21 protein-coding genes and 2 pseudogenes are annotated in these 25644 nt (G+C 71.7%); 4 read left to right on the plus strand and 19 right to left on the minus strand.

All coding sequences use genetic code 11. The features are described 5' to 3' along the window. Positions 1-29: 29 nt before the first annotated feature. The 5 genes from D9753_RS12885 to D9753_RS12905 form a co-directional block, all read right to left on the minus strand. Positions 30-743, minus strand: coding sequence for an aggregation-promoting factor C-terminal-like domain-containing protein (locus D9753_RS12885; protein ID WP_205614138.1), 714 nt, complete (start codon positions 741-743; stop codon positions 30-32). A 397-nt stretch (positions 744-1140) separates the two neighbouring features. Beyond that, positions 1141-2466 carry a PhoH family protein gene (locus D9753_RS12890; RefSeq protein WP_121787158.1) on the minus strand — a complete coding sequence of 442 codons (1326 nt, stop codon included), beginning with the start codon at positions 2464-2466 and terminating at the stop codon, positions 1141-1143. Between the two features lie 401 nt (positions 2467-2867). Next, positions 2868-3641: an isoprenyl transferase gene (locus D9753_RS12895; RefSeq protein ID WP_121787159.1), complete on the minus strand. Its 774-nt coding sequence runs from the start codon at positions 3639-3641 to the stop codon at positions 2868-2870. A 603-nt stretch (positions 3642-4244) separates the two neighbouring features. Beyond that, entirely contained in the window at positions 4245-4724 is a 480-nt protein-coding gene (locus D9753_RS12900) for a GNAT family N-acetyltransferase (RefSeq protein WP_121787160.1), read from the minus strand. Between the two features lie 39 nt (positions 4725-4763). Next, on the minus strand, positions 4764-5639 hold the full coding sequence (locus tag D9753_RS12905; protein ID WP_240468128.1) for an LLM class flavin-dependent oxidoreductase: 876 nt from the start codon (positions 5637-5639) through the stop codon (positions 4764-4766). Positions 5640-5988: 349 nt separating this feature from the next. Between D9753_RS12905 and D9753_RS12910 the strand changes: the two are divergent. Beyond that, positions 5989-6388, plus strand: a pseudogene (locus D9753_RS12910) (DUF192 domain-containing protein). A 13-nt stretch (positions 6389-6401) separates the two neighbouring features. On the opposite strand, the gene D9753_RS12915 reads toward D9753_RS12910, so the two are convergent. The 14 genes from D9753_RS12915 to D9753_RS12980 all read right to left on the minus strand — a co-directional run bounded on the left by D9753_RS12915 (position 6402) and on the right by D9753_RS12980 (position 17716). After that, positions 6402-7025, minus strand: coding sequence for an OmpA family protein (locus tag D9753_RS12915; RefSeq protein ID WP_121787162.1), 624 nt, complete (start codon positions 7023-7025; stop codon positions 6402-6404). Positions 7026-7032: 7 nt separating this feature from the next. Next, on the minus strand, positions 7033-7614 hold the full coding sequence (locus D9753_RS12920; protein WP_121787163.1) for a hypothetical protein: 582 nt from the start codon (positions 7612-7614) through the stop codon (positions 7033-7035). A 20-nt stretch (positions 7615-7634) separates the two neighbouring features. Next, a complete protein-coding gene (locus D9753_RS12925) occupies positions 7635-8240 on the minus strand; it encodes a pilus assembly protein TadG-related protein (RefSeq protein ID WP_121791042.1) in 606 nt (201 codons plus the stop codon). Further along, entirely contained in the window at positions 8237-8434 is a 198-nt protein-coding gene (locus tag D9753_RS12930) for a Flp family type IVb pilin (RefSeq protein ID WP_121787164.1), read from the minus strand. Before D9753_RS12930 ends, D9753_RS12925 begins: the two co-directional genes overlap by 4 nt. Positions 8435-8559: 125 nt before the next feature. Beyond that, complete coding sequence (locus D9753_RS12935; protein WP_121787165.1) at positions 8560-9324, minus strand: response regulator; 765 nt, start codon at positions 9322-9324, stop codon at positions 8560-8562. Positions 9325-9335: 11 nt separating this feature from the next. Further along, positions 9336-10829: a sensor histidine kinase gene (locus tag D9753_RS12940; protein WP_121787166.1), complete on the minus strand. Its 1494-nt coding sequence runs from the start codon at positions 10827-10829 to the stop codon at positions 9336-9338. Positions 10830-10837: 8 nt separating this feature from the next. Then, on the minus strand, positions 10838-11725 hold the full coding sequence (locus tag D9753_RS12945; RefSeq protein WP_121787167.1) for a DUF5936 domain-containing protein: 888 nt from the start codon (positions 11723-11725) through the stop codon (positions 10838-10840). A gap of 10 nt (positions 11726-11735) precedes the next feature. Further along, positions 11736-12680: a type II secretion system F family protein gene (locus D9753_RS12950; RefSeq protein WP_121787168.1), complete on the minus strand. Its 945-nt coding sequence runs from the start codon at positions 12678-12680 to the stop codon at positions 11736-11738. A 4-nt stretch (positions 12681-12684) separates the two neighbouring features. Further along, positions 12685-14022: a CpaF family protein gene (locus D9753_RS12955; RefSeq protein ID WP_121787169.1), complete on the minus strand. Its 1338-nt coding sequence runs from the start codon at positions 14020-14022 to the stop codon at positions 12685-12687. After that, positions 14019-14393, minus strand: a complete 375-nt coding sequence (locus D9753_RS12960; protein ID WP_121787170.1) for a TadE/TadG family type IV pilus assembly protein — start codon at positions 14391-14393, stop codon at positions 14019-14021. The genes D9753_RS12955 and D9753_RS12960 overlap by 4 nt, the downstream gene beginning before the upstream one ends. 1 nt (position 14394) lies before the next feature. Next, positions 14395-14724: a pilus assembly protein gene (locus tag D9753_RS12965; protein ID WP_163010693.1), complete on the minus strand. Its 330-nt coding sequence runs from the start codon at positions 14722-14724 to the stop codon at positions 14395-14397. Positions 14725-14830: 106 nt separating this feature from the next. Beyond that, a complete protein-coding gene (locus D9753_RS12970) occupies positions 14831-16063 on the minus strand; it encodes an AAA family ATPase (RefSeq protein WP_121787172.1) in 1233 nt (410 codons plus the stop codon). Positions 16064-16072: 9 nt separating this feature from the next. Further along, positions 16073-16777, minus strand: a complete 705-nt coding sequence (gene cpaB / locus D9753_RS12975; RefSeq protein WP_121787173.1) for a Flp pilus assembly protein CpaB — start codon at positions 16775-16777, stop codon at positions 16073-16075. Between the two features lie 63 nt (positions 16778-16840). Further along, entirely contained in the window at positions 16841-17716 is an 876-nt protein-coding gene (locus tag D9753_RS12980; RefSeq protein ID WP_121787174.1) for a hypothetical protein, read from the minus strand. 283 nt (positions 17717-17999) lie between these two features. On the opposite strand from D9753_RS12980, the gene D9753_RS12990 reads away from it, so the two are divergent. The 3 genes and pseudogenes from D9753_RS12990 to D9753_RS39330 form a co-directional block, all read left to right on the plus strand. Beyond that, on the plus strand, positions 18000-19721 hold the full coding sequence (locus tag D9753_RS12990) for a chitinase (RefSeq protein WP_121787175.1): 1722 nt from the start codon (positions 18000-18002) through the stop codon (positions 19719-19721). Positions 19722-19869: 148 nt separating this feature from the next. Further along, on the plus strand, positions 19870-20385 hold the full coding sequence (locus tag D9753_RS12995) for a hypothetical protein (RefSeq protein ID WP_240468129.1): 516 nt from the start codon (positions 19870-19872) through the stop codon (positions 20383-20385). Between the two features lie 656 nt (positions 20386-21041). Continuing rightward, positions 21042-25377 (plus strand): annotated as a pseudogene (locus D9753_RS39330) (putative T7SS-secreted protein); the annotation flags it as partial. Positions 25378-25644: the final 267 nt, after the last annotated feature.

Genomic DNA, 25644 nt, shown 5'->3' on the forward strand with positions numbered 1-25644 from the left:
TGCGCGAGGTCAAACGTGTACCGGTCGGCCTAGTACCAGTGATTGGCCTGCCAGAATGACCAGGCCGCACAAGGGCTGCCGTACCGGCTGCTGTTCATGTAGTTGAGGCCCCACTTGATCTGGGTGGCCGGGTTGGTGCGCCAGTCGGCACCGGCGGAGGCGTACTTGCCGGCGGGCAGGGCCTGGAAGAGACCGTAGGCACCGGAGGAGGCGTTCACCGCCTGGTAGTTCCAGCTCGACTCGTGGTCCACGATGTTGCTGAAGCACTGGAACTGATCGCCGGCCACCATCTGACGCGCCATCGCCTGGATCTGCGCGGCGCTGTAGCTGGTCTGGACCGGGAAGGAGGAAGTGTCGCGGACGTCGTCGCGGCTCGCCGCCGCGGCCTTCGTCTCGGCGCGCTCCTTGGCCTCCTTCTCGGCGGCCTTGACCGCCTGCTCGGCGGCCTCCTTCTTCGCGATCGCCGTCTCGGCGGCGGCCTTGCGGGCCGCTTCCTCGGCGTCCTTCTTGGCGCTCGTGTCCGCGGCGATGGCCTGCGCGTCGGCCTGCTGAGTGAGGGACGCGGTCTGCACCTGCGCCTGCTGAGACGCGGGGATGTCCGCGAGGAGCGTCGCGTCGGCTGCCGTCGCCTCGGCGTCGTTGGTCTGCGCGGTGCTGCCCGAGGCAACTCCGACGACGCTTCCGACGGCGGTGACCGCGGTGGCCGAGGCCACTGCGAATCCCCGGACCGAAATCCGGCTCACACGGTTTCCTTCCAGCACCGTCCGCTTCGGTGACCCTGGCGGACGCGATCGTGCCCCTGACACTGGCCTCCCAACTACGGGGTCACGGGAGGCGCGGACCCGGTGGGCAACTCCCCGGAAGGGAGCGCCGCGTGGTGCTCGGGCGGCATACGGCGTCGTTATGGAGTTGAAAGTGCTGCTGTTGTGCCATACCGCTGGGGGTACACGTGTGCCGTATGCGGGGCCTGACAGGACTGAGACTCTGCCGTAACCCGACGGCGGGTGGCAATTCTGTGCTGCGTGTGAAAGCTCACATCCCGTTTGCGCCCGGGGATTTCAGGAAACCCCCACACACGAAGGCGCCGCCCGGCTAGGCTCCTATGCCTTTGCCGGACGGCGCCAAGTGGGCGTTACCGGATCAGATGTGACCGTCCTCCAGCATTTCGGTCACGAGCGCCGCGATCTGGGACCTCTCGGAACGCGTGAGGGTGACGTGCGCGAAGAGGGGGTGCCCCTTCAGCTTCTCGACCACGGCGACCACACCGTCGTAACGGCCGACGCGCAGGTTGTCCCGCTGTGCCACGTCGTGGGTCAGCACCACCCGCGAGTTGGCGCCGATCCGGGACAGGACGGTCAGCAGCACGTTCCGTTCGAGCGACTGCGCCTCGTCCACGATCACGAACGCGTCGTGCAGCGAGCGTCCGCGGATGTGGGTGAGCGGGAGCACCTCGAGCATCCCGCGCGCGGTGACCTCCTCGATGACCTCGCGGCTGGTGACCGCGGAGAGGGTGTCGAAGACGGCCTGCGCCCAGGGGCTCATCTTCTCGGACTCGGAGCCCGGCAGATAGCCCAGCTCCTGCCCGCCGACCGCGTACAGCGGGCGGAAGACCATCACCTTCTGGTGCTGGCGGCGCTCCAGGACCGCCTCCAGGCCCGCGCACAGCGCCAGCGCCGACTTGCCGGTGCCGGCCCGGCCGCCCATCGACAGGATGCCGACGTCCGGGTCGAGCAGCAGGTCGAGCGCGATGCGCTGCTCGGCGCTGCGGCCCTTGATGCCGAACGCCTCCCGGTCCCCGCGCACCAGGCGGATGTTGCCGTCGGCGGTGACCCTGCCGAGCGCCTTGCCGCGCTCGGACTGGATGGTCAGTCCGGTGTGCACGGGGAGGTCGGCGGCCTCCGGGACGTACACGTGCCCTTCCTCGAAGAGGATGTCCACCTGCTCACCGGGGAGGGTGAGTTCGGACATGCCGGTCCAGCCGGAGTTCTCCGTGATGGCGAGTTCGGCCCGGTACTCCTCGGCGAGGAGGCCGACCGAGGATGCCTTGATCCTGAGCGGCAGGTCCTTCGACACGACGGTGACGTCGTACCCCTCGGCCTGGAGGTTGCGGGCGACCGCGAGGATGCGGGAGTCGTTGTCCCCCAGGCGGTAGCCGCTGGGCAGCACGCTGGGGTCCGAGTGGTTCAGCTCGACACGGATCGTCCCGCCGAGTTCCCCGATCGGGATGGGGGCGTCGAGGCGGCCGTGCTTCACCCGGTAGTCGTCCAGCAGGCGCAGGGCCTGGCGGGCGAAGTAGCCGAGTTCGGGATGGTGCCGCTTGGCCTCCAGTTCCGTGACCACCACGATGGGGAGCACGACCTCGTGCTCGTCGAAGCGGGTCAGAGCGTTCGGGTCGGCCAGCAGGACGCTGGTGTCGAGGACATAGGTGCGCCGGTCTGGCTTGTGGCGCTTTGTGCTGGTCACCACGGAAGGACGTACCCCCTCGGATGAGGTCGGGGAGCGACGGAGTGGGAGCAGTGCCGGGAAGGCGGGGAGGGTGGGGAGATACGGCCCGGCAGGGCGGAGTGATCCATGCCGGTCGATGACCGCCCCGCGTGGGGCCGGCGACCGGCCCTCCGCCTCTTCGTCCGTGCCGTCAGGGCACGATCGGGCTGGTGCAAGGGGCCTCCCGGGCGGACGGCCCCGAGCCGCCCGCTGAGATCCGACACCCGTGGTTCGGGTGTCGACCTGTCTGGACTATGCCCTCGAACGCGCGCCGCCATGCAAATGCGGCCAACAGCGCGACGGTGAACTCCTGCTTACGCCGGCCCCAACCGGGGCACACGACGACGCCCCGTCACCGGCGGGTGGCGGGGCGGGGCCGGGGGTCAGCCGCCGTAGCGGCGGTGACGTGCGGCGTAGTCGCGCATGGCGCGCAGGAAGTCGACCTTGCGGAAGGCCGGCCAGAAGACCTCGCAGAAGTAGTACTCGGAGTGCGCCGTCTGCCAGAGCATGAATCCGGACAGCCGCTGCTCACCGCTGGTGCGGATCACCAGGTCGGGGTCGGGCTGGGCGCGGGTGTACAGGTGCCGGCCGATCATGTCGACGTCGACGGAGTCGGCGAGTTCCGCCATCGGCACGCCCTTGTCGTGGGCGTCGAGCAGCATGGAGCGCACGGCGTCGGCGATCTCCTGCCGGCCGCCGTAGCCGATGGCCACGTTGACGACTATGCCGTCGATGTGGGCGGTGGCCTCCTCGGCCTCCTTCAGGGTGCGCTGCATGCCCGCGGGCAGCAGGTCCAGGGTGCCGACGTGGTGGACGCGCCAGCGGCCGTCGGCGGCGAGGGTGCGGACGACGTCCTCGATGATGCCGAGCAGGGGGACCAGCTCGTCCCGCGGCCGGTCGAAGTTGTCGGTCGACAGCAGCCACAGGGTGACGACCTCGACGTCGGTCTCGGAGCACCAGCCGAGGAACTCCTCGATCTTCTCGGCACCGGCCCGGTGCCCGTGGACGGTGCTGGAGCCGCTCGCCTTCGCCCAGCGGCGGTTGCCGTCCATGATGACGCCGATGTGCTTGGGCACCTGAGCGTGGTCCAGGTGGCCTTCCACCCGGCGTGCGTAGAGCCTGACGAGCAGGCCGCGCAGCTTGTCGCGCAGGTTCACGTGACCCTCCGGGGGTTGGGCGCGGAGCAGGGGTGCCGGAGCCGTAGCCTACCCCTGCCGAAGGCCTGGTTCCGGCCCGGGGCTTGGGGGGTGGGGTTCGTACGGTTTCGCCGCCGGGCGCGTCCGCCGGAGCGGCTGGGCCGGGGCGGGGCCGCCGGGGCGGGCCGCTGCCGCGCGGCGCGGTCCCCGTCGGTGAGGACGCCGGACCCGCGCCGGGAGGTTCCGGCACGGGGACGAAAGAACGGGCCGGTCCGTGGGGGGGAGACGGACCGGCCCGAGGGGGGGTTTCCACCATAAACCCTTCGTAAGTGATGGTGGGGCATCGGCGCGCCACAACTACTCTCCGGAATCACCTGGCAACGCCCCGGCGCCCACGGAATGCTGCATTCAGCAGTGACGTAAGGCCGATTCGCGACGGAATCCCAGGTGAATCCGGCCGAATGCACGTGCATTCGTAAGGATTGCGCCATCTTGAGGTGTGTCCGTGCGTCGTCCGGGGATCCCCCCGCCGGGCGACGCCGTCAGCCGACGGTTCCGCCGCGGGTCCGCGTGCCGGCTCACCGGCGGACCGGCTTGCGAGATCCGAACCGCCGGCGGTGTCCCTCAGGTCGTCGGGGCGGCCGCCCCGAGGGCCAGCAGCGTGTGTTCCCGCTCCCCGTGCCGGACCGTGCCGACCCGCTCGAAGCCGTGTCTCTCCAGCAGCCGGACGGAGGCGGCGTTGCCGGAGAACGGGTCGGCGTACAGCGGACGTACGCGCTCCAGCTCCAGGAAGAGGCCGAGGGCACGGGTGCCGATGCCGCGGCCCCAGTAGGGCCGCCCGAGCCAGTACCCGAGGAACCGGCGCCCGCCGACGGTCCACGACACGACGCTCCCGGCGACCTCCCCGCCGGCCGTGACCGTCCGCACCAGGCAGTCCGGGTCCGGGAGCACCCGCTCCCGCCAGTGCCGGAGGAAGTCGTCCCGCGGCCGGGGGGTGAACGTCGAACGCCGGACGGCTTCCGGGTCGTGCTCATAGGCGAAGAGGACCTCCAGGTCCTCGTCCAGGACGTCGCGCAGGACCACCGTGTCGTGTACGTCGCTCATACGGCGCAGTGTGACAGCCGCCACTGACAACGCTCCCGTTCACGGCAGCAGCGGCCGGACCTCCTCGGCGGCGAAGCGCACGAAGCCCTCCGGGTCGGGCTCGTCCGCGGTCGGCTGGAGGACGACGGTGTCCGCTCCGGCCTCCGCGAGGCGCCGCACGGCCCCGGCCACCGCGGCGGCGTCCCCCGCCACCCCCACGTCCGGTACCGACGCCACCCCCTCGGCGGCGAGTTCGGCGCGCAGCCGGGCGTCGGCGCCCGCCCCCGTGGCGGCCAGGAGGTAGACGACGACCCGGTGGTGGCCGTCGCGCCCGGCCTCCCGCCGCCCCTCCTCGGCGAGCCGTCGGGCCCGCCGTACGCCGTCCACGGAGGTGGCGGCCGTCAGGAGGGTGCCGTCGGCCTTCGCACCGGAGAGCCGGAGCGTACGGGGGCCGGTACCGCCGGCGAGTACGTCGACCGGGCGCCGCGGGGGCCAGTCGAGGGCGACGTCGTCCAGTCGGACGTACCGGCCGCGCACACTCACCCGTTCCCCGCGCAACAGGGCGCGCAGCGCGTCGAGATGTTCACCGAGCAGACCGAGCGGCGAGTCGGCCCGGGCCCCGACCTGCCCCATCCAGTCCTGCACCCCGTGGCCCACGGTCAGGACGGCCCGGCCGGGGAACAGGCGCTCCAGGGTTGCGGCCTCCATCGCGGTGACGGCCACGTTCCTGAGCGGCACGGGCAACAGGCCGATGCCGATCCGCACCCGCTCGGTCCAGGCGAGCGCGGCGGCGGCCATGGACACCCCGCCCTCCAGGAAACAGTCCTCCCACAGCCACAGCTCCTCCTCCAGCCCCACCTCGTCCGCGAGGCGGGCGACGGCCCGCAACCGCTCGGGCGGGAGCTGGGGACGGAACACGACACCGAGTGCAGTCATGAGGCCCTTCCTAGTGGGGAGGACGGGAAAGGACAACGCAATTACGCACCGGGGGACTCGCCGCTCCCCGCGGAGGGCGGAGAACGGAGGGGGAAGGACGGAGGGGGAAGGACGGGGCATGGACAGGGATCTGGGCATGGACAGGGATCTGGGCTTGGGTGGGGACATGGACATGGGCGGGGACGTTCAGGGGGCCGGGGACGCGCAGCGGGCCGGCATCTCGGACGGGGCCGAGAGCGGGGAGGGAGCCGGGGGCATCGAGAGGGCGAGGGGTGAGGCGCGGGGCAGGGACGCGGACGGGGGCAGGGGCCGGGATCGGGCAGGGTGGCGGCGGGACGGGGGCGGGTGGCTGGTCCCGCGGTCGGAGACCGGGGAGGCACTCGCCGCGCCCGTCCCCCTGGAGATCGCAGCCTCCTACCGGGCGCGGACGCGGGGTCTCCTGGGCCGGGACTCGGTCGACGGGGCGTTGCTGCTGTCACCGGCGAGCGGGGTGCACACGTTCGGGATGCGGATCCCGATCGACGTCGCCTACCTGGACCGCCGACTGACGGTCCTGGCCGTGCGCACGATGCCCCCGGGCCGCCTGGGCCTGCCCCGCCTGCGGGCACGGGCACGTGCTGGAGGCGGCGGCCGGGGCGATGGCGGGGTGGGGGCTGCGGGCCGGGGTGCGGGTGGAGGTGGAGAGGGAGAGGGAGGTGGAGAGCGAGAGCGAGAGGGGGCTTGGGAGGGGGCCGGAGGAGGCGCTCTGAGGGACGGGCGGGCTCACTGCTGGGTGCGCGGGAAGGACACCTCGACCCGGCGGTTCTTCTTCCGGCCGGCCTCGGTGGAGTTGTCGGCGATGGGGTACTGCTCGCCGTAGCCGCGGACGTCGAAGGTGACCGCCGGGTCGTTCAGGTCCTGGTCGAGGACGGCCTGTACGGCGTTGGCGCGCTGCCTGGAGAGGGTGTCGCCGTGGGCCGAGGAGCCGAGGTCGTCGGTGAAGCCGAACACTCGGACGCGGGTCGCGTGCTGCTTCCTGATCTCCTCGACGATGACGGAGACGCGGGCCTTCGCCTCACCGCCGAGTTCGGAGCTGTCCTTGCCGAACAGCACCTCCGCCTGGAGGGCGAAGGTCACGTCGGCGTTGGTGTCCTCCCGCCGCTCGTCCCCGCTCTGGTCCTCCACGACCGACTTGATGTCCAGCACCTTGGCCTGCGCCAGCGTGGCCCCCTCCGGAAGCTTCAGATCCGGATCGGTGGGGTCGACTTTCACGGGGGCGGCGGGGGAGGGGGCGGTGCCGGGAGGGGTGCTGGGACCGGCGTCGTCGGCGACCGCTGTCGCGCCGTGCGTATACACGGTGAGCAGGAGGACAGCGGCGGTGAGCGCGAGACGGGGTGTGGTGGTCACTTCTGCCTCACCCGGAGATCTTGATGGTGGCGGAGGAGAAGGTCGGCAACTGGAAGTCCACCTCGGTCGCGTTCGCGGGGGGTGCCGGGAACTGCATGAAGACCGCCAGGCTGTCGCCTGCCCTCAGTGTCGAGAAACCTGTGGTCGTCAGCGGACGGCCCTCGGTGTCCCGTAGGACGTAGTACCGCTTCTTGCCCCGGGGATCGATGAGCGTGGCCCCGCCCAGAGACCTGCCGTTCCTGAGGATCTCGGTCTCGTTGCCGCTCAGGGCGGAGGGGACGACGACGCTGCCGGCACCGTCGTTCTTCAGAGTGCCGTTGACGGTGACGAAGCCCCCCGTGTCACGTTGTGCGGAGGTGATGCGCAGAAGGAGACCGTCCGAACCCTTCACTTCGGCCAGCGGCTCGTCCGACTGTCCCTCCTGGGCACTCGGACCGGAACCGGTCGCCTGGGAGGCGGACGCCGAACTGTGCGGCTTCTCGTCGTGACCGCCGCTTCCCCCGCAGCCGGTCGCACCGACGGCCAGACCGGCCGCGACCGACCATGCGACCATCCCCCTGCGGACCTTCGCAGTCAACCGAATGCTCATCGCTCCGCTTCCTTCGTCACTCATCGTTCGCTTGTCAGTCGGCCCAGATGGACGTCGAAGAGGTCTTCGGGCTTCGGGAGTCCCGCTGGGTCGTCCGGGTCCGGATCCCAGGTTCTGCCGTCGCAACTGAGCCGGGGCAGCGCGTCACCCTTGCCCCCCTTGTCGGGAGGTTCGAAGGTACAGAGCGGATCCACCACGGCGGTTGCGGACGCCGTGGACCTGAAGTCCTCGGTTCCGGGTACGACGGAACGGCCGACGGACCTGTTGGTCTCCACGTCGACCTCGTACGTCAGCGACTCCGGTGACTGACAGGCGCTCAGACGGGCATCGTTCTGCGCGGCGAGCTGTCCGGCCCGCCAGCACGGGTCGTCGATCGCTGCCCTGCCGTCGAAGACGTCCTGCCACTTCGCCGGGTCGGACAGCACCTGCACCCAGTCGTCCGTGAGCTGGGCACGGGCGTTCTGGGCCGCCGCGAGCGCTGCCGCGTCGGCGGCCGTCTGGGCACCGCTCCGGTTGACCGCGCCCTGACCGACCGCGAGGTAGGCCAGAGCAAGAAAGAGCAGGCCTGCCACCACCGTGAGGTAGATGGGGAAGGCCTGCCCTGCGTCGTGTCGTGGAGGAGTCAGCCGCCGGTGACCTGGGCGATCTTCTGGGTGATCGCGTCGTAGATCGACTGACCGATGCTCGTACCCGTGATCGCCAGCACGATCGCCACGACCACGGCGATGATGCCGAGGTACTCCACCGCGGTCTGCCCCCGGTCGTCGCGGGCCGCACGGGAGCGCAGGTACGCGACGGTGGTGTGGAACCATCTGCTCACGGTTTTCCCCTCCAACTGGGCCTCGGATGCCGGCAGCGTACGGTGCGACGCCCGGCCGGTCGGAGGGTCCCAGGGCCCAGGGGTGGGCCCAATTGCCGTGGGGGGTGTTCGGCCGGCTGGTCATGTCAGGACACCCCCAGCCACTTCGCCGTCGCCTGGGAGCGCGTGGTGCTGTGGAGCTTGGCGAAGATGTGGTTGATGTGGTTCTTGACCGTCTTCTCGCTGATGAAGCAGGCGGCGGCGATCTGCTGGTTGGTCATGCCGGACGCGATGAGGTCCATGATCTCCGCCTCCCTCGTACTCAGCCGGAACCGCGGTCGGAACGACTGTCCCACAGGGCATTGCAACTGCGAAAGCGATTCGGTCGAGAAATTGGTTAGTTCCGGGGGAGGTTGCCCGGTGTGATGTGCTGGTGCATCTTCGCTGAGGCCGGTAAGGAGGGCGCGTGCCGCACCCGGTGTGACATGCGGCCGTCCCTCCCGTACGTCCCGTACCGCCCGCACCAACTGCTCCGTCGTGAACTCGCCGTGCACCAGGTATCCCCCCGCTCCCAGCCGCAGCGCCTCCCGTACGGTCTCCGTCTCGTGGCTGTAGGTGAGCATCATGACGGGGGCCAGCCGTGCCAGGTGGGGCAACGCCGAGATTCCGTCGACTCCGGGCATCCGGACGTCGAGGAGGATGACGTCCGGCCGGTGCCGCAGCGCCGCCTCGTACGCCTCGCGGCCGTCCGTCGCCTCCGCCACCACCGTCGTGTCCGGGCGGTCCGACAGCAGGGCCGTCAGTCCCGCGCGGACCACGGGGTTGTCGTCGGCGATCAGCAGCCGCAGCGGCGGTGGGGCCGGCGCCGACGGCGGGAAGCCCGGCCGGGGTTCGCTGTGCGAGGCCCGCATGGTGCCTCCTCTCAGGCTTCCTGGGGTACGGGGTCGGCTGCCGGCAGGCGGAGGTCCAGGCGTACCTCCGTGCCGCCTTCGTGGCCGCCCCGCCCGATCCGGATGCGGGCACCCGCCTGCGCGGCCCGTTCGACCATCCCGAGGAGGCCGAAGTGGCCGCCGTCCCGCAGCCGTTGCAGGGTCGTGCCGGGCGGGAGGCCGGTGCCGTCGTCATGAATCGTGAGGCGCAGCAGACCGTCGTGGACCGTGGCCCGGATGTCCACCCGGGTCGCGGACGCATGGCGGTGGGCGTTCTCCAGGGCTTCCGTGGCGATGGCGAGGACGGGCCGGGTGAGCGCGGTGGGCAGGGACGGCAGGGCGGCGGCGTCCTCGGACCAGTGGCATGTCACCCGCAGGCCGGTGCGGGTGGTGAAGGCCCGCGCGTGGTCGGACAGGGCGTGCCACAGGAGGAGGGGGACCGTCGGGTCCGGCTGGTGCCGCCGCAGGTCCGTCAGCAGTTCCCGGGATTCGGCCGCCGCTCTGCGCGCCGAGCGGGACACCAGGTCCGCCTGTTCCCTGATGCGGGCCGGGTCGGGCGTCCGCGTCGCGGCCGTGACCGCCAGGCCGTCCGCCGCGAGGGCCACGCCGTACAGGGTCTTCGCCACGGAGTCGTGCATCTCGCGGGCCAGCCGGGCGCGTTCCGCGCTCACCGCCTCCGTCGCCGCGAGGCGGGCCTGCACCGTCGTCAGGGCCTGGGTCGCGGCGCCGAAGCGGAGCATCAGGCCGCGCAGGGTGGAGCCCATCGCACCGGTGATGACGCACAGGCCGGGCAGGAGGAGTGCCTCGGCGACGGGGGCGTGCCGGCCGGCCTTCAGGGTGGTGTGGACCAGGAGCAGGATCAGGGCTTCGAGGGAGGCGAAGCCGGCCGCGCCGCGCCAGCCGTAGACCAGGCCGGCCAGGAGCGGGGTGCAGACGCTGACGTAGGCGAGGGTGGTGTCCGGGCCAGCCGAGACGAGGAGGAAGGCGCCGCAGAGGGTGTCGGCGGCGAGGAGGCTGGGGTGGCGCAGGAGGAGGGGGCCGAAGCGTTCCCAGTCGCGGAAGAGGACGTAGGACACCATGAAGGTGACGACGACGGCCGCGCCGACCAGGCGGGCGCCCAGGCCGGGGGCGGCGTTGAGGAGGGCGGCGGGGGCCGACAGGACGGTCATCGCCAGGCGGAAGCCGAAGACCTGCCGGCACAGGGCTTGCAGGGCACGGATCTGAAGCTTCTCGGACGGCTCGGCGGGTACGACTGCCGGCCCCGGCGAGCCCCCCACCGCACCCTCGAACGCCGCACCTTCCGACGCCGCACCCTCGAACGCCGCACCTCCCGACGCCGCGCCCCCGAGCCCCTCGTCCGGCGCCGCCCCACCCCCTGGGGCCCCCGCTCCCCCGGTCGTCCCCTTGGCGCGGTGGGTGAAGCGGCGCCAGGTTGCGGCGGCGCCTGTGCCGGTGCGGCCGCTGCGGCCGGGCAGTGTCACCGTCATGGCCGGCCTCACTTCCCCGTGAGTGAGCCGAAGTCCACCCCGGAGCCCAGCAGCAGGCCCGCGCCCAGCAGGAGCATCGTGGCCGGGACCATGAACGTGGTGATCATCAGCGTGGCCTTGGGCACCGCGCGCGCGGCCTTGCGGCGGGCGTTCTGGGCGTCGGTGCGGCGCATGTCCCTGGCCAGGGAGACCAGGGTGTCCACGATCGGGGCGCCCAGTTCCTCGCCCTGCTGGAGTGCGGTGACGAACATGGCCACCTGTTCGGAGTCGTTCCTGCGCCGCAGTTCCGTGAAGGCCTGGCGGCGGCTCATGCCGAGGTCCATCTGGCGCAGGGTGATGCGCAGTTCGTCGGCCCACGGGCCCTCGTAGCGGGCGGCGACCCGCTCCAGGGCCTGGCGGAAGCCGAGCCCCGCGCTGACCACCACCGCGAGGACGTCCAGGAAGTCGGGCAGCGTGCGCTCGATGACGTCCCGGCGGACCCGGATCGCCGACCAGATGCCGACCTCCGTCCAGAACGCGCCGAAGGCCAGCAGGAGCAGGGCCACGAACCACTGGCCGCGCAGGAGGAAGACCAGGAAGCCCACGCCGCCCAGGGCGCCGTAGACCGCGCGGCGGGCGGCGTAGCGGTCGATGGTCAGGCCGCCGGGGTTGCCCGCCAGGTCGATCCTGCGGCGGTATCCGGCCACGCGTCGCGGGCCCATGAGCCGCAGGACCGTGGGGGCGTAGCGCATGCCCATCCGGTCGACGGCCGAACCCACCGCGCCGGTGCGGGTGGCGCCGACCTCGAGGGCGACGGCGAGGTCGGCGGGCAGCCGGGCGTCGGCGCGGTACATGCGCAGGCCCGCGAAGGCGCCCCAGACGCCGAGGCCCGTCAGCAGGGCGAGCAGGAGTGCCATGGTGCCTTCCTCACACGTCGATCCGGCTCATGCGCCGGATGAGGACGAAACCGACGGCGTACATGGCGAACGCGATGACCACACTGGCCTGGCCGAGCGGTGAGCCGGTCATGCGGTCCAGGGCGCCGTCCTTGACGCCGTTCATCAGGAACAGCGCGCCGATCCCGAGGACGGGGACGGCGTACGAGGTCATGGTCACCTGGGAGAGCTGGGTGCGGATCTCGCGCCGGGTCTCCTTGCGTTCCTCCAGGGTGTCGGTGAGGTTGCGCAGGGCGGAGACCACCTGCCCGCCCGCCCGGTTGGACAGGACGAGGGTGGTGACCAGGACGACCAGTTCGCGCGAGGGCAGCCGGTCGGCGAGTTCACCGAGGGCGTCGTCGAGCGAGTGGCCGATGGCTAGCTGGTCGGCGACCTTGGCGAGTTCCTCGCCCGCCGGGGCCTCCAGTTCCTCCGCCGCCATGCCGATCGCGGTGCGCAGGGCGAGGCCGGCCTGGGTGGCGTTGGCCAGGATGCGGGCGAGTTCGGGGAGTTGGCCGATGAAGCGTTCGATGCGTTTGCGGCGCTGCCAGTTGAGGAACTGGACGGCCGCCCAGATGCCGAGGAGTCCGGCGAGGGGGCCGAAGAAGGGGGCCAGGGTGGCCTGGCCGAGCAGCCAGAGCGCGGCGACCGTGAAGAGGACGCCGACGAAGAACTCGCCCGGTGTGACGTCGAGGCCGGTCGCCGCGAGGCGCAGTTCGAGCCGGCGGCCGGGGCGGGTGCGGCGCAGCCGCCGGTCCAGGTCGCGGAAGTGGCGCCGGCGGCCGGTCGCCGGGGGCGCGCCGGTGTGGGCGAGGCGGTCGGCGAGGGCGGCGCGCCGGGCCCGGCCCGAGGCGTACGTGTAGACGCCGGCCACCGCCAGGACGCAGGTCAGCAGCGTCACGCCGGTGGTGAGCTGGACGAGGGTGTGCAGTTCCATGGTCCTACCTGGCTTCTCGGGTCGCGAGCTGGTCCGCGCGGTGGGCGACGCCGAAGGCCTGCGGGACGGGCTGGCTCGCCATGTAGAGGCGGTCGGCGGTGCGGCGGGGCAGCGGGAAGTACTGGAAGGTGCCGTGGACACGGCCGTCGGACGTCATGGGCCGGGCGTCGAACCGGGCGACCGTGGCCAGCCGGTACGGCTCTCCGCCGTGGCTGTCGAGCAGCGCGATCTCGGTGATGCGGCGGGCGCCGTCGGCGAACCGGGTGAGCTGGACGATGACGTCGACGGCGCTGTTGATCTGGTCGTGCAGGGCGACGAAGGGGACCTCGACGTCGGACATGGAGGCCAGGGTCTGGAGCCGGGTGAGGGCGTCCTCGGCGCTGTTCGCGTGCACGGTGGCCAGGGAGCCGTCGTGGCCCGTCGACATCGCCTGGAGCATGTCCAGGGACTCGCCGCCGCGGACCTCGCCGACCACGATCCGGTCGGGGCGCATGCGCAGGGAGTTGCGGACCAGGTCGCGGATGGTGATCTGCCCCTTGCCCTCCACGTTCGGCGGGCGGGACTCCAGACGGACCACGTGGGTCTGCTGGAGCTGCAGTTCGGCGGAGTCCTCGATGGTGATGATGCGTTCGTGCGGCGGGATCAGCCCGGACAGGGAGTTGAGCAGGGTGGTCTTCCCGGTGCCGGTCGCGCCGGAGACGATGATGTTGAACTTGGCCTGCACCAGCCCGGCCAGCAGGTACACCATGTGTTCGTCGAGCGAGCCGAAGCCGATCAGCTCCTGGAGGGTGAACGAACGGGGGAAGCGGCGGATGGTGAGGATGGGGCCGGTCAGGGACAGCGGCGGGATGATGACGTTGACGCGTTCGCCGGAGGGCAGACGGGCGTCCACCATCGGGTTGGACTCGTCCACGCGGCGGTTGACCGTCGACACGATCCGTTCGATGGTCTGCATCAACTGGTCGGTGGAGACGAAGCGGAGCGGAAGCTGTTCGACCCGGCCGCCGCGTTCCACGAAGATCGCGTCGGGGCCGTTGACCATGATCTCGGTGACCGACGTGTCCTCCAGGAGCGGTTCGAGGATGCCGAGGCCGAGCGCCTCGTCCACGACCCGGCGGATGAGCTGGGTTCGCTCGACGGTCGACAGGACCGGGCCCTCGCGGCTGATGATGTGCCCGAGGACGCGTTCCAGCCGGGCCCGGCGTTCGGCGGCGGCCAGCGAACTCATCTCGGCGAGGTCGATCTCCTCCAGGAGTTTGGCCCGGTAGGAGGCGACCAGGTGCCCGTCCCCGCCCCGGCTGCCGTGGTCCTCGGGAGTGTTGATGCGTGCCCGCAGGCTCATGGGGTGCTGCTCCTCGCCTGGTGGTCGAGCGGCATGGTGGCGGACTTCCGGGCGGGGTCGAAGTGCCAGCCGGGGACGATCTGCGGGACGGACACGGTGGCGGTGACCGTCACCGAGCCGGCGCCGCCACCGTCCGGGCCGCACGCCACCGAGAGCGCGCCGCTGACCGCCTGCGCGCACGCCTGCTGGGCGTCCTGCCCCAGGGACGCCGCCCGCGCCCCGGCCCGGGCGGCCGTACCGGCCTGCTCGGCGGCGTAGGCGACGGCTCCGATCTGGATGCCCGCCATGGCCACGATCAGCAGGACCGGGACGAACCCCAGGTACTCGATGGCCACTTGGCCCGCGTCCCGTCGTGTGCGCCGGTACGACATCTCAGCGCTTCACCTCCTCGACGGCCCCGGCGTGGCCCCTGACCTCGACCGGGAAGTCGATCAGGCCGGGGAAGAGGACGGGTACGTGCAGCGTGACCCGGGCCGTCACATAGCCGCTCGGGTTGCAGTCCACTTCGGCACTCCCCTTCCATGCCGCCGACAGGTGCTTCAGCCCAGCCGCCGAGCAGGCCGCCTGCCGCGCGCCGCCCCGCGGTGCCGCCGTTCCCGCCCGCGCCGCCTCGTCCGCAGCATTCCCGGCGAGCGTGAAGGTGTACCCCACGAGCACGGCCTGCCACACGAGCACCAGCGTCAGGACGATCAGCGGCGTCATCCCCAGGAACTCGACACTGACCTGTCCGCGGTCCCCGCGGCCTTTGGGACCTGCGCGATCTCGACCCCGCCGGTCCCCGCGGTCTCCACCCCGTCTCATGGGCCGCTCACTCCTTCCGCCGCCGTAGTCCGGCCGCCCCGCGGCCCGTGCCGCGGTGGGTGCCCTCGCCCGCCTTCACCAGCCCCAGCTCCCCCGCGAGCGCCCACAGCGCCTGCTTCACCGTGCTTCTGCCGTCCAGCTCGTGGAGCCGTCCGGCGTCCACGACCCCTTGCAGTTCCCTGAAGTTGGCGGGGACGGCGGTGCGGGCGAGGGCCGTGCCGGTGATGCGCTGGATCAGGGCGGGCTGGATCTCCGTGGTCCGCGCGTTCCGGTTGACGACGACGGTCGTCTCCTCGGCCTTGCGGATCTGGAGCCGGTCCCACATCCGTACGGTCCGTTTGGCGGCGCGTACGGCGATGACGTCCGGGGTGGTCACCAGCAGCGCGGTGTCGGCCGTCTCGACGGCCACCGCGCCCGCGCCGCTGAGCTGGGAGCCGCAGTCGACCACGACGATCTCGTAGCGGGCGCGCAGGGCGCTGACGATCTGGCGGGCGGCGCGGTCGGTGACCTCCTCGCCGCGTTCGCCCTCGCCGGGGGCGAGGAGCAGGGTTAGGCCGGTGTCGTGGCGGAAGACGGCGTCGGCGAGGACGCGCGGCGAGATGTCGGTGATGGCGGCCAGGTCGACCACGGAGCGCCGGAACTGGATGTCCAGGTAGGAGGCGATGTCGCCGGTCTGGAGGTCGAGGTCGACGAGCACGGTGGCACGGCCGGAGGCCTGGGCGGCGAGGGCGAGCTGGACGGCGGTGAGGGTGGCGCCGGTGCCGCCCTTGGCGCCGCTGACCGTCACGACCGTGCCGCCGGCCCCGCCGGTCACGTCGGCGCCGTGGCCGAGATGACGGCGTACGCCCGTCGACCACTGGGCGACGGCCTGGACGCGGCCGGCGAGTTCCTCGTACGACAGCGGGAGCGCGACCAGGCCGCGGGCGCCGGCGTCCATGGCGGCGGCGAACAGGCCGGGGCTCGCGTCGGTGGTGACGAGGACGACGCCGACGGCCGGGAAGCGCAGGGCGATCTCCCGGACCAGCTCCAGAGCCGGTACCGGGCCGATGCGTTCGTGGACGACGACGACTTCCGGGAGTTCCCCGACCGATTCGGCGGCGAGCCGGGCGAGGGTGTCGACCAGCTCGGTGGAGTCACCGGCCGGGGGCTGTGGTTCGGCGTCGGGGAGCTGGCTGAGCAGGGTGGTGAGGGAGCGGACGGCGTCCGGGTCCGCGCCGGCCGGGAGGATCCTGGTGGGCATGGCCGCCTCTCACTTGTCCGTCGCGAGTTCGTAGGTGCGGTCCTTGTCGGGGACGCTCGTCTCGCTGCCGGGTGCCACGAGCGCGAGCCGGACGCGCTGGGCGAAGGACTCGGCGTAGGTGACGCGCTGGGCGTCGACGGTGGACAGCGCGAAGGTGATGGGGACGGCTTCGGTGGGCTGCTGGTTCTTGTCGCGGTCGGGGTCGAGGGCGGTGATCTGGCCGACGTCGAGGACCCGCGCGTTCGTGACGATGATCTTCGACTGGTCGGGATCGCCCTCCTTCTTGCCCTCGAAGGTGGCGTAGACGTTGACGCGTGACCCGGGGGTGATCTTGCCGGCGACGCCGGTCGCCGCGTCGATCATGATGGCGACCTCCTGCTGGCCGGGCCGGAGGGCGGGCCGGTCCACGATCATGTCGGTCTGGAGCAGCGAGCCGGGGTGCAGCGTGGTCACGGCGATCTTGCCGCGGAGCCCGCGGAGGTCGGTGACGGCGTTGTCGGACAGCCACCGCCTGGGCATCCGGATCCGCTGGAACTGGCCCGTGTCCAGCGTGGTGTACGGCTTCACCTCGGACCTGACCCGGTAGGCGGTGACCTCGGGCCCGACCTTGGAGTTCGCGTCGTGGACGACGGAGAGCACGCCGGCGAACGCGCCGAGAGCGCACAGGACCGACAGGATCAGGAGTATCACGCCGCGGCGCTGACGGGAGTTCATGAACCGTGCAACCTCATTGGGGGGAATCGGTCGAGCGGGATGTGAGGGCGGTGTCCGGGCCGGTCAGGCGGGCGTCCGCCGGTCCGGTGCGCGGGGCGGCTCGTGGGCGGGCGGGGTGGCGGAGCAGAAGACGCAGCGGTCGCCGATGACGTCCATGCCGCACCAGTGGCAGCTCGTCCGGCGCACGGAGGTGACGAGTTGGTAGAGGACGGAGAGGTCGGCCAGGTAGCTGCAGAACTCGACCAGGCGGCCGGTCCCCCACCACACCGGGGACTCGGCGGGCAGCGGGGTCTCGCGCAGCCCGTGCACGTTCCACGCCGTGCCGAGCCCGGCGGCCCAGTCGCTCTGCAACTGCCCCTTGGCGAGCAGCATCCAGGTGCCGAACTCGGGTCCGTCGAGGGTGGCGCCGGGGGCGACCTTGACGAGCTGGGGCTCGGGGTGGGCGACGACCGCGAACTGGCTTCCGGGCATCCAGGACCGGGCGTGCGCCTTGAGTCCGACGGGCACCCGGTCCAGCTTGGCGACGGAGCCGAGGACGGCGCCGGCGTGGAGGTAGTGGGTGAGCAGCCGTCCGGCGGAGGCGAGCACGCCCGGGCTCAGGTCGCAGGAGGCGAGCTGGCGTAGCTGCCGGGCCAGGACGGCGACCCCGAGGGGCGGCAGCCCGGGCCGGAACAGGGCGATGCGGTCGCTCTCCAGCAGCGAGCGCAGGGTGTACAGCCGCCGTACGACCGGTTCCGGGGTGGCCTGCGAGCAGACGACGACGACATGGCCGTACTGCTCGGTGAGGGTGTGGAGTTCGGTGAGCGCGTGGTCCAGCGGCTTGTCGTCGAGGCCGCTGAGCACGGCGGCGGGCATGGTCCGTTCGTCCTGCGCCGGCAGTGCCATGTCGGCACTGGTCACGGCGATGGCAGTTGGCACGCGCAGCTCCCCGCTCTTCACACCCTCCGGCCCACCGGTGTGACTCCCGTGCGCCGGACGACTTCATTGCGTGACTACCTGAGCACTGTATCCACGGGCGTATGGCCGGAGAACAGCGTTTGTGGAGCCGGTGTGGAAGTCTCCCGGCGCAAGTCCGATCAAACCGGTACAGGTTGAGCCCCCGGCCGGAAACGGGTTCAGCCTCGACCCCTTGACACCCGGATTGGTCTGGACCAACTTGGTGGCGAGCGGTGGCCACCGTGCTCTCCCCCTCTCCCCGCCAACTCCCCACCGGAGGCTCCCTGTGGACCGCGCACCAGGCATACCCAGACCCCGCGGACGGCGGCTCGCGACGTGGTCCGCCGCCACCGCCCTCGCCCTCTCGGTCGCGGGCCTCGCCGCCACCCCGGCCTCCGCGGCGGACGTCAACAACGTCAAGAACGCCGGCTTCGAGTCGGGCCTGACCAACTGGACCTGTACGGCGGGCAGCGGTACGACCGTCGCCTCCCCCGCCCACGGCGGTTCCGCAGCCCTCAAGGCGAGCCCGGCCGGCCAGGACAACGCGCAGTGCACCCAGCCGGTGGCGGTGAAGCCCGACTCGACGTACACGCTGAGCGCATGGGTGCAGGGCGGCTACTCCTACCTGGGCGTGACGGGCACGGGCACCACGGACGTCTCCACCTGGACCCCCGACTCCTCCTCCTGGAAGCAGCTTTCGACGACGTTCACGACCGGCGCGTCGACGACGTCCGTCACCGTCTACACCCACGGCTGGTACGGCCAGGCGGCCTACTACGCCGACGACGTCTCGGTGTACGGCCCCGACGGCGGCGGTGGCGGCGGCAGCGACCCCGCTCCGACGGTCCCGGCGGCGCCGGGCGGCCTCTCCGTGACCGGCACGACGTCCTCCTCGGTGTCGCTGTCCTGGTCCACGGTGTCGGGCGCGACGGGCTACAACGTCTACCGCAACGGCACCAAGGTGACGGCGGTGACCGGCACGTCCGCGGTGATCACCGGCCTGTCCGCCTCGACGGCCCACACCTTCCAGGTCACGGCGACCAACGCGGCGGGCGAGTCCGCCAAGTCGGCGTCGGTCACGGGCACGACGTCCGCCGGCACGGGCGGTGGCGGAGGCGGCACCCTCCCCAAGCACGCGGTCACCGGCTACTGGCAGAACTTCAACAACGGCGCGACCGTCCAGAAGCTGTCCGACGTGCCCTCCGCCTACGACATCATCGCCGTCGCCTTCGCGGACGCGACCTCGACGCCGGGAGCCGTGTCCTTCAGCCTGGACTCGGCCGGCCTCGGCGGCTACACGGTCGACCAGTTCAAGGCGGACATCAAGGCCAAGCAGGCGGCCGGCAAGAAGGTCATCATCTCGATCGGCGGCGAGAAGGGCTCCGTGTCGGTGAGCGACGCCGCCTCGGCGACGAACTTCGCCAACTCCGTCCACTCGCTGATGCAGACGTACGGCTTCGACGGCGTCGACATCGACCTGGAGAACGGCCTCAACGCGACCTACATGACGCAGGCGCTGCGCGCCCTGTCGTCGAAGGCGGGCTCGTCCCTGATCCTCACGATGGCCCCGCAGACGATCGACATGCAGTCGACGTCCGCGGCCTACTTCCAGACGGCCCTGAACGTGAAGGACATCCTCACGGTCGTCAACATGCAGTACTACAACAGCGGTTCCATGCTGGGCTGCGACGGCAAGGTCTACAGCCAGGGTTCCGTCGACTTCCTCACCGCGCTGGCCTGCATCCAACTGCAGGGCGGCCTCGCCCCGTCCCAGGTGGGCCTCGGTCTGCCTGCGTCACCGAGTGGCGCGGGCAGCGGCTACGTCTCCCCGACGGTGGTCGACAACGCCCTGGACTGCCTGGCCAAGGGCACGGGCTGCGGCACCTTCAAGCCGTCCAGGACCTACCCCGACCTGCGCGGCGCGATGACCTGGTCCACGAACTGGGACGCGGCGTCCGGCAACGCCTGGTCCAACTCGGTGGGGGCGCACGTGCACGCCATGCCGTGACCTGACCCGCACGACGAGACCGGCGCCCGGACCCCCCACGGTCCGGGCGCTGTCGCGTACCGGGAGGCACGCTGCGGCTGGCCGGACCTGACCGGTCGGGCCCGTATCGCGTTGCGGTCGCCGATGTCCGAATGTGATGATCCCGGACATGGCTGAGCACGGGGGAGACGCCGACGCGGCGGCGCATGCCCGCAGGTCACGGCTGTACGACTACGCGGAACCGACCGCTTCCGACCAGGAGCGGACCACAGCCCCGGAGGCGTCCGAGGGGCCTGCCGCCGAAGCCGTCGCGCGCGGGCGCCGCGCGTTCGCCGCCCTGCTGGGCGAGTTCCGGCGTACGGCCGTACTCGTCCCCCTCGACGCCGCGGACGGAAGCCCGCTGACCGCGGACCTCGGCGGTGTCCGCTGGTTCTACGCCTTCTCGGACGAACGGGCCCTGGCCCGCTTCGCGCTGGCCCGGGGCGAGGGCGACCGGGAGTGGCCGTACCAGCGGTGGCTGGGCGCCCGCCTGCTGGACGCGGCCGTGCCGGCGACGGGGGTTCCGTGCGGGGTGGCGCTGGACTGCGCGGACGGTGCGGACGGGACGGTGTTCCCCCCGGTCCGCGGGGTCGTGCCGGACAGGGTGGCGGTGGACGTGGACGGCGGGACGGGGGACGGACAGTGACCGACAGCGGCAAGGACCTGAGGGCCGACGGCCTCGACCTGATCGCCAAGGGGCTGACCGACGCCCTGGGCGAGCTGAAGGAGCTGGGCATGGTCGGGCAGGCCGGGGCCGGACGCGGCTTCTGCGAGATCGCGCTGACCGGGCTGGAACTGGGGCACGAGGGGCTGACGGGGGATTTCAAGTCGTTCTGCGAGCGCTGGGAGTGGGGCGTGCGCTCGCTGGTCGACGAGGGGAACGGCTTCGCGATGAAGACGGGCCTGGCGGCGGGCACGTACTACGAGAACGACCGGTACGTCGAGGGCGCCTTCAAGGTCGTCGCCAACGCGGCCGTCGGCAATCCGTACGCCTCCGAGGAGGACGTGGAGAAGACGGGCTGGGGTGACATCGTCCAATCCGGTGCGTTCGGCGGTGACGTCGACTACAGCAAGGAGTCCTTCGTACGGGCCGGGATCAACAGCGCGCAGGGCTGGAAGGACGCCGGACGCGACGTGATGACCTCGCACACCGTCGCTCCGCCGGGCCTGAACCCGGCCGACCTGCACGAGACGTTCGGCATCCCGGACGACCGGTACGACCGGATCCTGGACGACACCCTCGGCCCCTTCCCCCGAGGCCCGTGCCGAGGCCGCCGCCGAACAGCGGGGCGGTGCGGGCTGATGGGCATCGGAGACATCACCGACTCACTGCTCAGCGGCGGCGAGCACCTCGTCGACGACGGCAAGAAGCTCCTCGGCAAGGGCGTCGACTACACCACCGACAAGGTCGGTGAGGGCCTGGACCGCCTCGGTGCGCACAAGTGGGCCGACGTGGTGGAGGACTGGGGCGACGGCATCGCCTCCGGCCTGGGCGCGACCCCGGGTGAGCAGCGGCTCGGCGAGAGCGACGAGGCGAACGAACTCGTCCACGGCAGCCCGGCGAAGATCCGCGGGAGCGCCAAGCACCTGCGGGACTTCCATGGCGCGTTCGACAAGGTCGGCCGGGGACTGAGGAAGGTCGACTCCTCCGGCTGGAAGGGCGAGGGCGGCGACGCCTTCCGCGAGAAGTTCGGCGTCCACCCCGCCAAGTGGGCGCGGGCCGCCGAGGCGTGCAAGGCGGCGGCCGGGGCGCTGGAGGCGTACGCCGACACCGTCCAGTGGGCGCAGGGGCAGGCCAGGGAGGCCGTAGAGCTCTACGACAAGGGCGTGAAGGCGTCCAGGGCGGCGTTCGAGACCTACCGGCACAAGGCCGAGTCGTACAAGGCCAAGGCTGAGACGGACGGGGATCCCGGCCCCGGACCCGGCCCGTTCCACGACCCGGGCAAGGCGGATGTCCGGGCCGCGCACCACAAGCTCGCCGAGGCCCGCAAGCAGCGCAACACCGCTGCCTCCGAAGCCCAGGGCAAGGTCAGGGCGGCCCTGGCCCACGCCCCCGCCGAACCACCGCCCCTGCAACGCGTCGAGCACGACCTCAGCGACGGTTTCCGGTCCACCGCCACCGAACTCACCCACGTCACGGGCGGCGCCCTCAAGGGCACGGCCGGCCTGGTCGACTTCGTCCGCGGCCTGGACCCCGCCGACCCCTACAACGTCACCCACCCGGCCGCCTACCTCCAGAACGTCAGCATGACGCTCTCCGGCCTGGTCTCCAGCGGTGCCCACCCCCGAACGCACCGCGAAGACCATGTACGACGAGTTCCGCAAGGACCCGTCGGAGTTCGGCGGCCGCATGATTCCCCAGTTCTTCGGCACCGACGGCATCGGCATGGAGGCGGGGCTGGCGAAGGACGCCGCGGAAGCGGGCCTGGCCCGCCAGGCGGCACAGGCCGCGGCGGCCCGGGAGGCGCGGGCGGGAGCGGAGGGCGCGGCGGGGAAGTCGGCCCGCGCCACGGTCAATCGCAACCCGGCGCGGCACTCGCACGACGAGAACAGCACCAAGAGCTGCGGCGACCCGGTCGACGTGGCCACCGGCAAGATGTACCTGCCGCAGACGGACGTCGCCCTCCCCGGCGTGCTGCCGCTCCTCCTCACCCGGCGGGCCGAGTCCGGCTACCGCCTGGGCCGGTGGTTCGGCCCGTCCTGGTCCTCGACGCTGGACCAGCGCCTGGAGATCGACGCGGAGGGCGTCGTGTTCGTCACAGAGGACGGCCGGCTCCTGTCGTACCCCCACCCGGCCCCGGGCCTGCCCACCCTGGCGAGCCACGGCCCCCGCCTCCCCCTGGACCGGGTGGACGGCGGCTACACGGTCACCGACCCCCGTACCCACCGCACCTGGCACTTCGCCGACCGGGGCCCCGGCCTCGCGGTCCTGGAACAGGTGGACGACCGCAACGGCAACTGGACCACCTTCGAGTACGACGCCGAGGGCACGCCCCTGGGCGTCCTCACGAGCGCCGGACAAGGCGTCCGCATCACCACGGACGCGGGCCGCGTCACGGCGTACCACCTGACCGCGACCGGCGAGGAACTGAAGCGCTTCGGCTACACGGACGGCAACCTCACCGAGGTCGTCAACTCCTCGGGCCTGCCCCTGCGCTTCACGTACGACGAGCGGGGCCGCATCACGTCCTGGACGGACACCAACGACCGCGGCTACGCGTACGAGTACGACGACCGGGACCGCTGCACCGCCCAGAGCGGCGCGGCAGGCCACATGACCGTGCGCCTGACGTACGAGGGCCCGGATCCGCGGACGGGGCTGCGCACGACGACGGCGACGACGGCCGAGGGCCACGCGCACCGCTACCTGATCAACGAGACCTGGCAGGTGGTGGCGGAGACCGACCCGCTGGGCGCGACCGTCCACCACGTCCGCGACCGCCACCACCGGTTGCGCTCCACGACGGACGCGCTGGGCCGCACCACGACGTTCGAGTACGACGGGACCGGCAACCTCACCCGCGTCGTCCGCCCGGACGGCCGCGAGGCAAGGGCGGAGTACAACGAGCTGGGCCTGCCGGTGAAGGTCGTGGACCCGGCGGGCACGGTGATCCACCAGACGTACGACGAGCGGGGCAACCGCACGTCGGTGACGGACCCGGCGGGCCGGACGACCCGCTTCACCTACACCGCGGCCGGCCACCTGACCTCGGTGACGGACCCGCTGGGCAACATGACACGGGTGGTCTGCGACCGCTCGGGCCTTCCGGCGGAGGTGACCGACCCACTGGGCGCGACCGTCCACTACGCACGGAACGTGCTCGGCCTCCCGACCGCGATCACGGACCCCGCCGGCGCCACGACACTGCTCGCGTGGTCGGTCGAGGGCAACCTGACGCGCCGCACGGCCCCCGACGGCACGACTCAGACATGGACGTACGACGGCGAGGGCAACTGCACGAGCCACACGGACCCGCTCGGCGGCGTCTCGCGCTTCGAGTACACCCACTTCGACCTGCTGACCGCCCGCACCGGCCCCGACGGCATCCGCTACGAGTTCGACCACGACACGGAACTACGCCTCACCCGGGTCACGAACCCACAGGGCCTGACCTGGACGTACGAGTACGACGCGGCCGGACGCCTGCGCGCGGAGACGGACTTCGACGACCGTGTCCTGACGTACTCCTACGACCCGACGGGACACCTGGCCTCCCGCCGTGACGCGCTCGGCCAGGAGGTGACGTTCGAACGCAACGAACTCGGCCAGGTCCTCACCAAGAACGCGGCGGGCCGGGTCACGACCTACGCCTACGACCTGACCGACCGGCTCGCCGCGGCGACCGGCCCGGACGGCACGACGCTGACGCTGCTGCGCGACCGCCACGGCCGCCTGCGCTCCGAGACGGTCGACGGCAGGACGCTGACGTACACGTACGACACCCTGGGCCGCCGCACGGGCCGCACGACCCCGACCGGCGCCGTCTCCACCTGGTCCTACGACGCGGCAGGCCGCCGCACGGGCATGGTGGCCTCGGGCCGGGCCATCGACTTCACGTACGACGAGGCGGGCCGCGAACTGACCCGCCAGGTCGGTGCGGCGGTCACACTGGAGCACACACCTTCGACGCCCTGGGCCGCCTGACGACCCAGTCGGTGACCGGCACACACGGCCACAGAGTCCAGCACCGGAGGTACACCTACCGTGCCGACGGCGGCCTGACCGGCATCGAGGACCACCTCTCCGGCTCCCGGCACTTCGATCTGGACGCGACGGGCAGAGTGACGGCGGTCCACGCGGCGGGGTGGACGGAACGGTACGCGTACGACGAGGCGGGCAACCAGACCCGGGCGTCCTGGCCACCGGACCACCCGGGCGCGGAGGCGGTCGGCTCCCGCTCGTACGTGGGCACCCGCATCACCCGAGCCGGCGACGTCCGCTACGAACACGACGCCCTGGGCCGCATCGTCCTGCGCCGGAAGACCCGCCTGTCCCGCAAGCCGGACACCTGGCGCTACGCGTGGGACGCGGAGGACCGCCTGACGTCGGTGGTGACCCCGGACGGCACCCGCTGGCGCTACACCTACGACCCCCTCGGCCGCCGCACGGCGAAACTCCGGCTGGCGGACGACGGGGAAACGGTGCTGGAGAGGGTGGACTTCACCTGGGACGGCACGACCCTGTGCGAACAGACGACCACCTCCGTCGCCCTCCCCCACCCGGTCACCCTCACCTGGGACCACCAGGGCCTGCGTCCGCTGTCCCAGACGGAACGCATCACAGCGGCCGACGCCCCGCAGCGGGAGATCGACTCCCGCTTCTTCGCCATCGTCACGGACCTGGTCGGCACCCCGAGCGAACTCATCGACGAACAGGGCGACATCGCCTGGCACACCCGAAGCACCCTGTGGGGCACAACGGCTTGGTCGACAAGCAGCACGACATACACCCCCCCTACGCTTCCCAGGCCAGTACTACGACCCAGAAACGGGCCTCCACTACAACTACTTCCGCCACTACGACCCAGAAACAGCTCGCTACATCTCCCCCGACCCTCTCGGTCTCACTCCCGCACCGAACCCGACGACCTACGCACCGAATCCGCATCTCTGGGCAGACCCGCTTGGCCTTTCCCCTGAGTGCAAGAGCGGAACCGGCGCTTCGAAGGAGAAGAAGGATTACTTCGATACCTACAATGATGCCCGGGAGCATGCTCGTCACCGAGCGGGACTCGGGGAGGACGCCGTCCCGTTCGTTCAAGAGATCGGCCCGCATGCCGGTCGAGTAACGGGTATGCAAAGCCCGGACGGCATGCGGGGCTGGCGCGTCGACTTCGATCCCAAGGATCCAGAGAAGGGCTTCCACGTGAACTGGTGGGTGAGGAATGGACCAAAGAGAAGCGAC

Source organism: Streptomyces dangxiongensis, assembly GCF_003675325.1.
Taxonomy (GTDB): Bacteria; Actinomycetota; Actinomycetes; order Streptomycetales; family Streptomycetaceae; genus Streptomyces; species Streptomyces dangxiongensis.

Bases quoted from the DNA above. Each gene is read 5' to 3' on its own strand.
- D9753_RS12940 (WP_121787166.1), bottom strand. From the start codon at position 10,829: ATGACGGTGACACTGCCCGGCCGCAGCGGCCGCACCGGCACAGGCGCC.
- cpaB (WP_121787173.1), bottom strand. From the start codon at position 16,777: ATGAACTCCCGTCAGCGCCGCGGCGTGATACTCCTGATCCTGTCGGTC.
- D9753_RS12950 (WP_121787168.1), bottom strand. From the start codon at position 12,680: ATGGAACTGCACACCCTCGTCCAGCTCACCACCGGCGTGACGCTGCTG.
- D9753_RS12900 (WP_121787160.1), bottom strand. From the start codon at position 4,724: ATGAGCGACGTACACGACACGGTGGTCCTGCGCGACGTCCTGGACGAG.
- D9753_RS12955 (WP_121787169.1), bottom strand. From the start codon at position 14,022: ATGAGCCTGCGGGCACGCATCAACACTCCCGAGGACCACGGCAGCCGG.
- D9753_RS12920 (WP_121787163.1), bottom strand. From the start codon at position 7,614: ATGAGCATTCGGTTGACTGCGAAGGTCCGCAGGGGGATGGTCGCATGG.
- D9753_RS12905 (WP_240468128.1), bottom strand. From the start codon at position 5,639: ATGACTGCACTCGGTGTCGTGTTCCGTCCCCAGCTCCCGCCCGAGCGG.
- D9753_RS12960 (WP_121787170.1), bottom strand. From the start codon at position 14,393: ATGTCGTACCGGCGCACACGACGGGACGCGGGCCAAGTGGCCATCGAG.
- D9753_RS12995 (WP_240468129.1), top strand. From the start codon at position 19,870: ATGGCTGAGCACGGGGGAGACGCCGACGCGGCGGCGCATGCCCGCAGG.
- D9753_RS12945 (WP_121787167.1), bottom strand. From the start codon at position 11,725: ATGGCACTCCTGCTCGCCCTGCTGACGGGCCTCGGCGTCTGGGGCGCC.
- D9753_RS12970 (WP_121787172.1), bottom strand. From the start codon at position 16,063: ATGCCCACCAGGATCCTCCCGGCCGGCGCGGACCCGGACGCCGTCCGC.
- D9753_RS12965 (WP_163010693.1), bottom strand. From the start codon at position 14,724: ATGACGCCGCTGATCGTCCTGACGCTGGTGCTCGTGTGGCAGGCCGTG.
- D9753_RS12935 (WP_121787165.1), bottom strand. From the start codon at position 9,324: ATGCGGGCCTCGCACAGCGAACCCCGGCCGGGCTTCCCGCCGTCGGCG.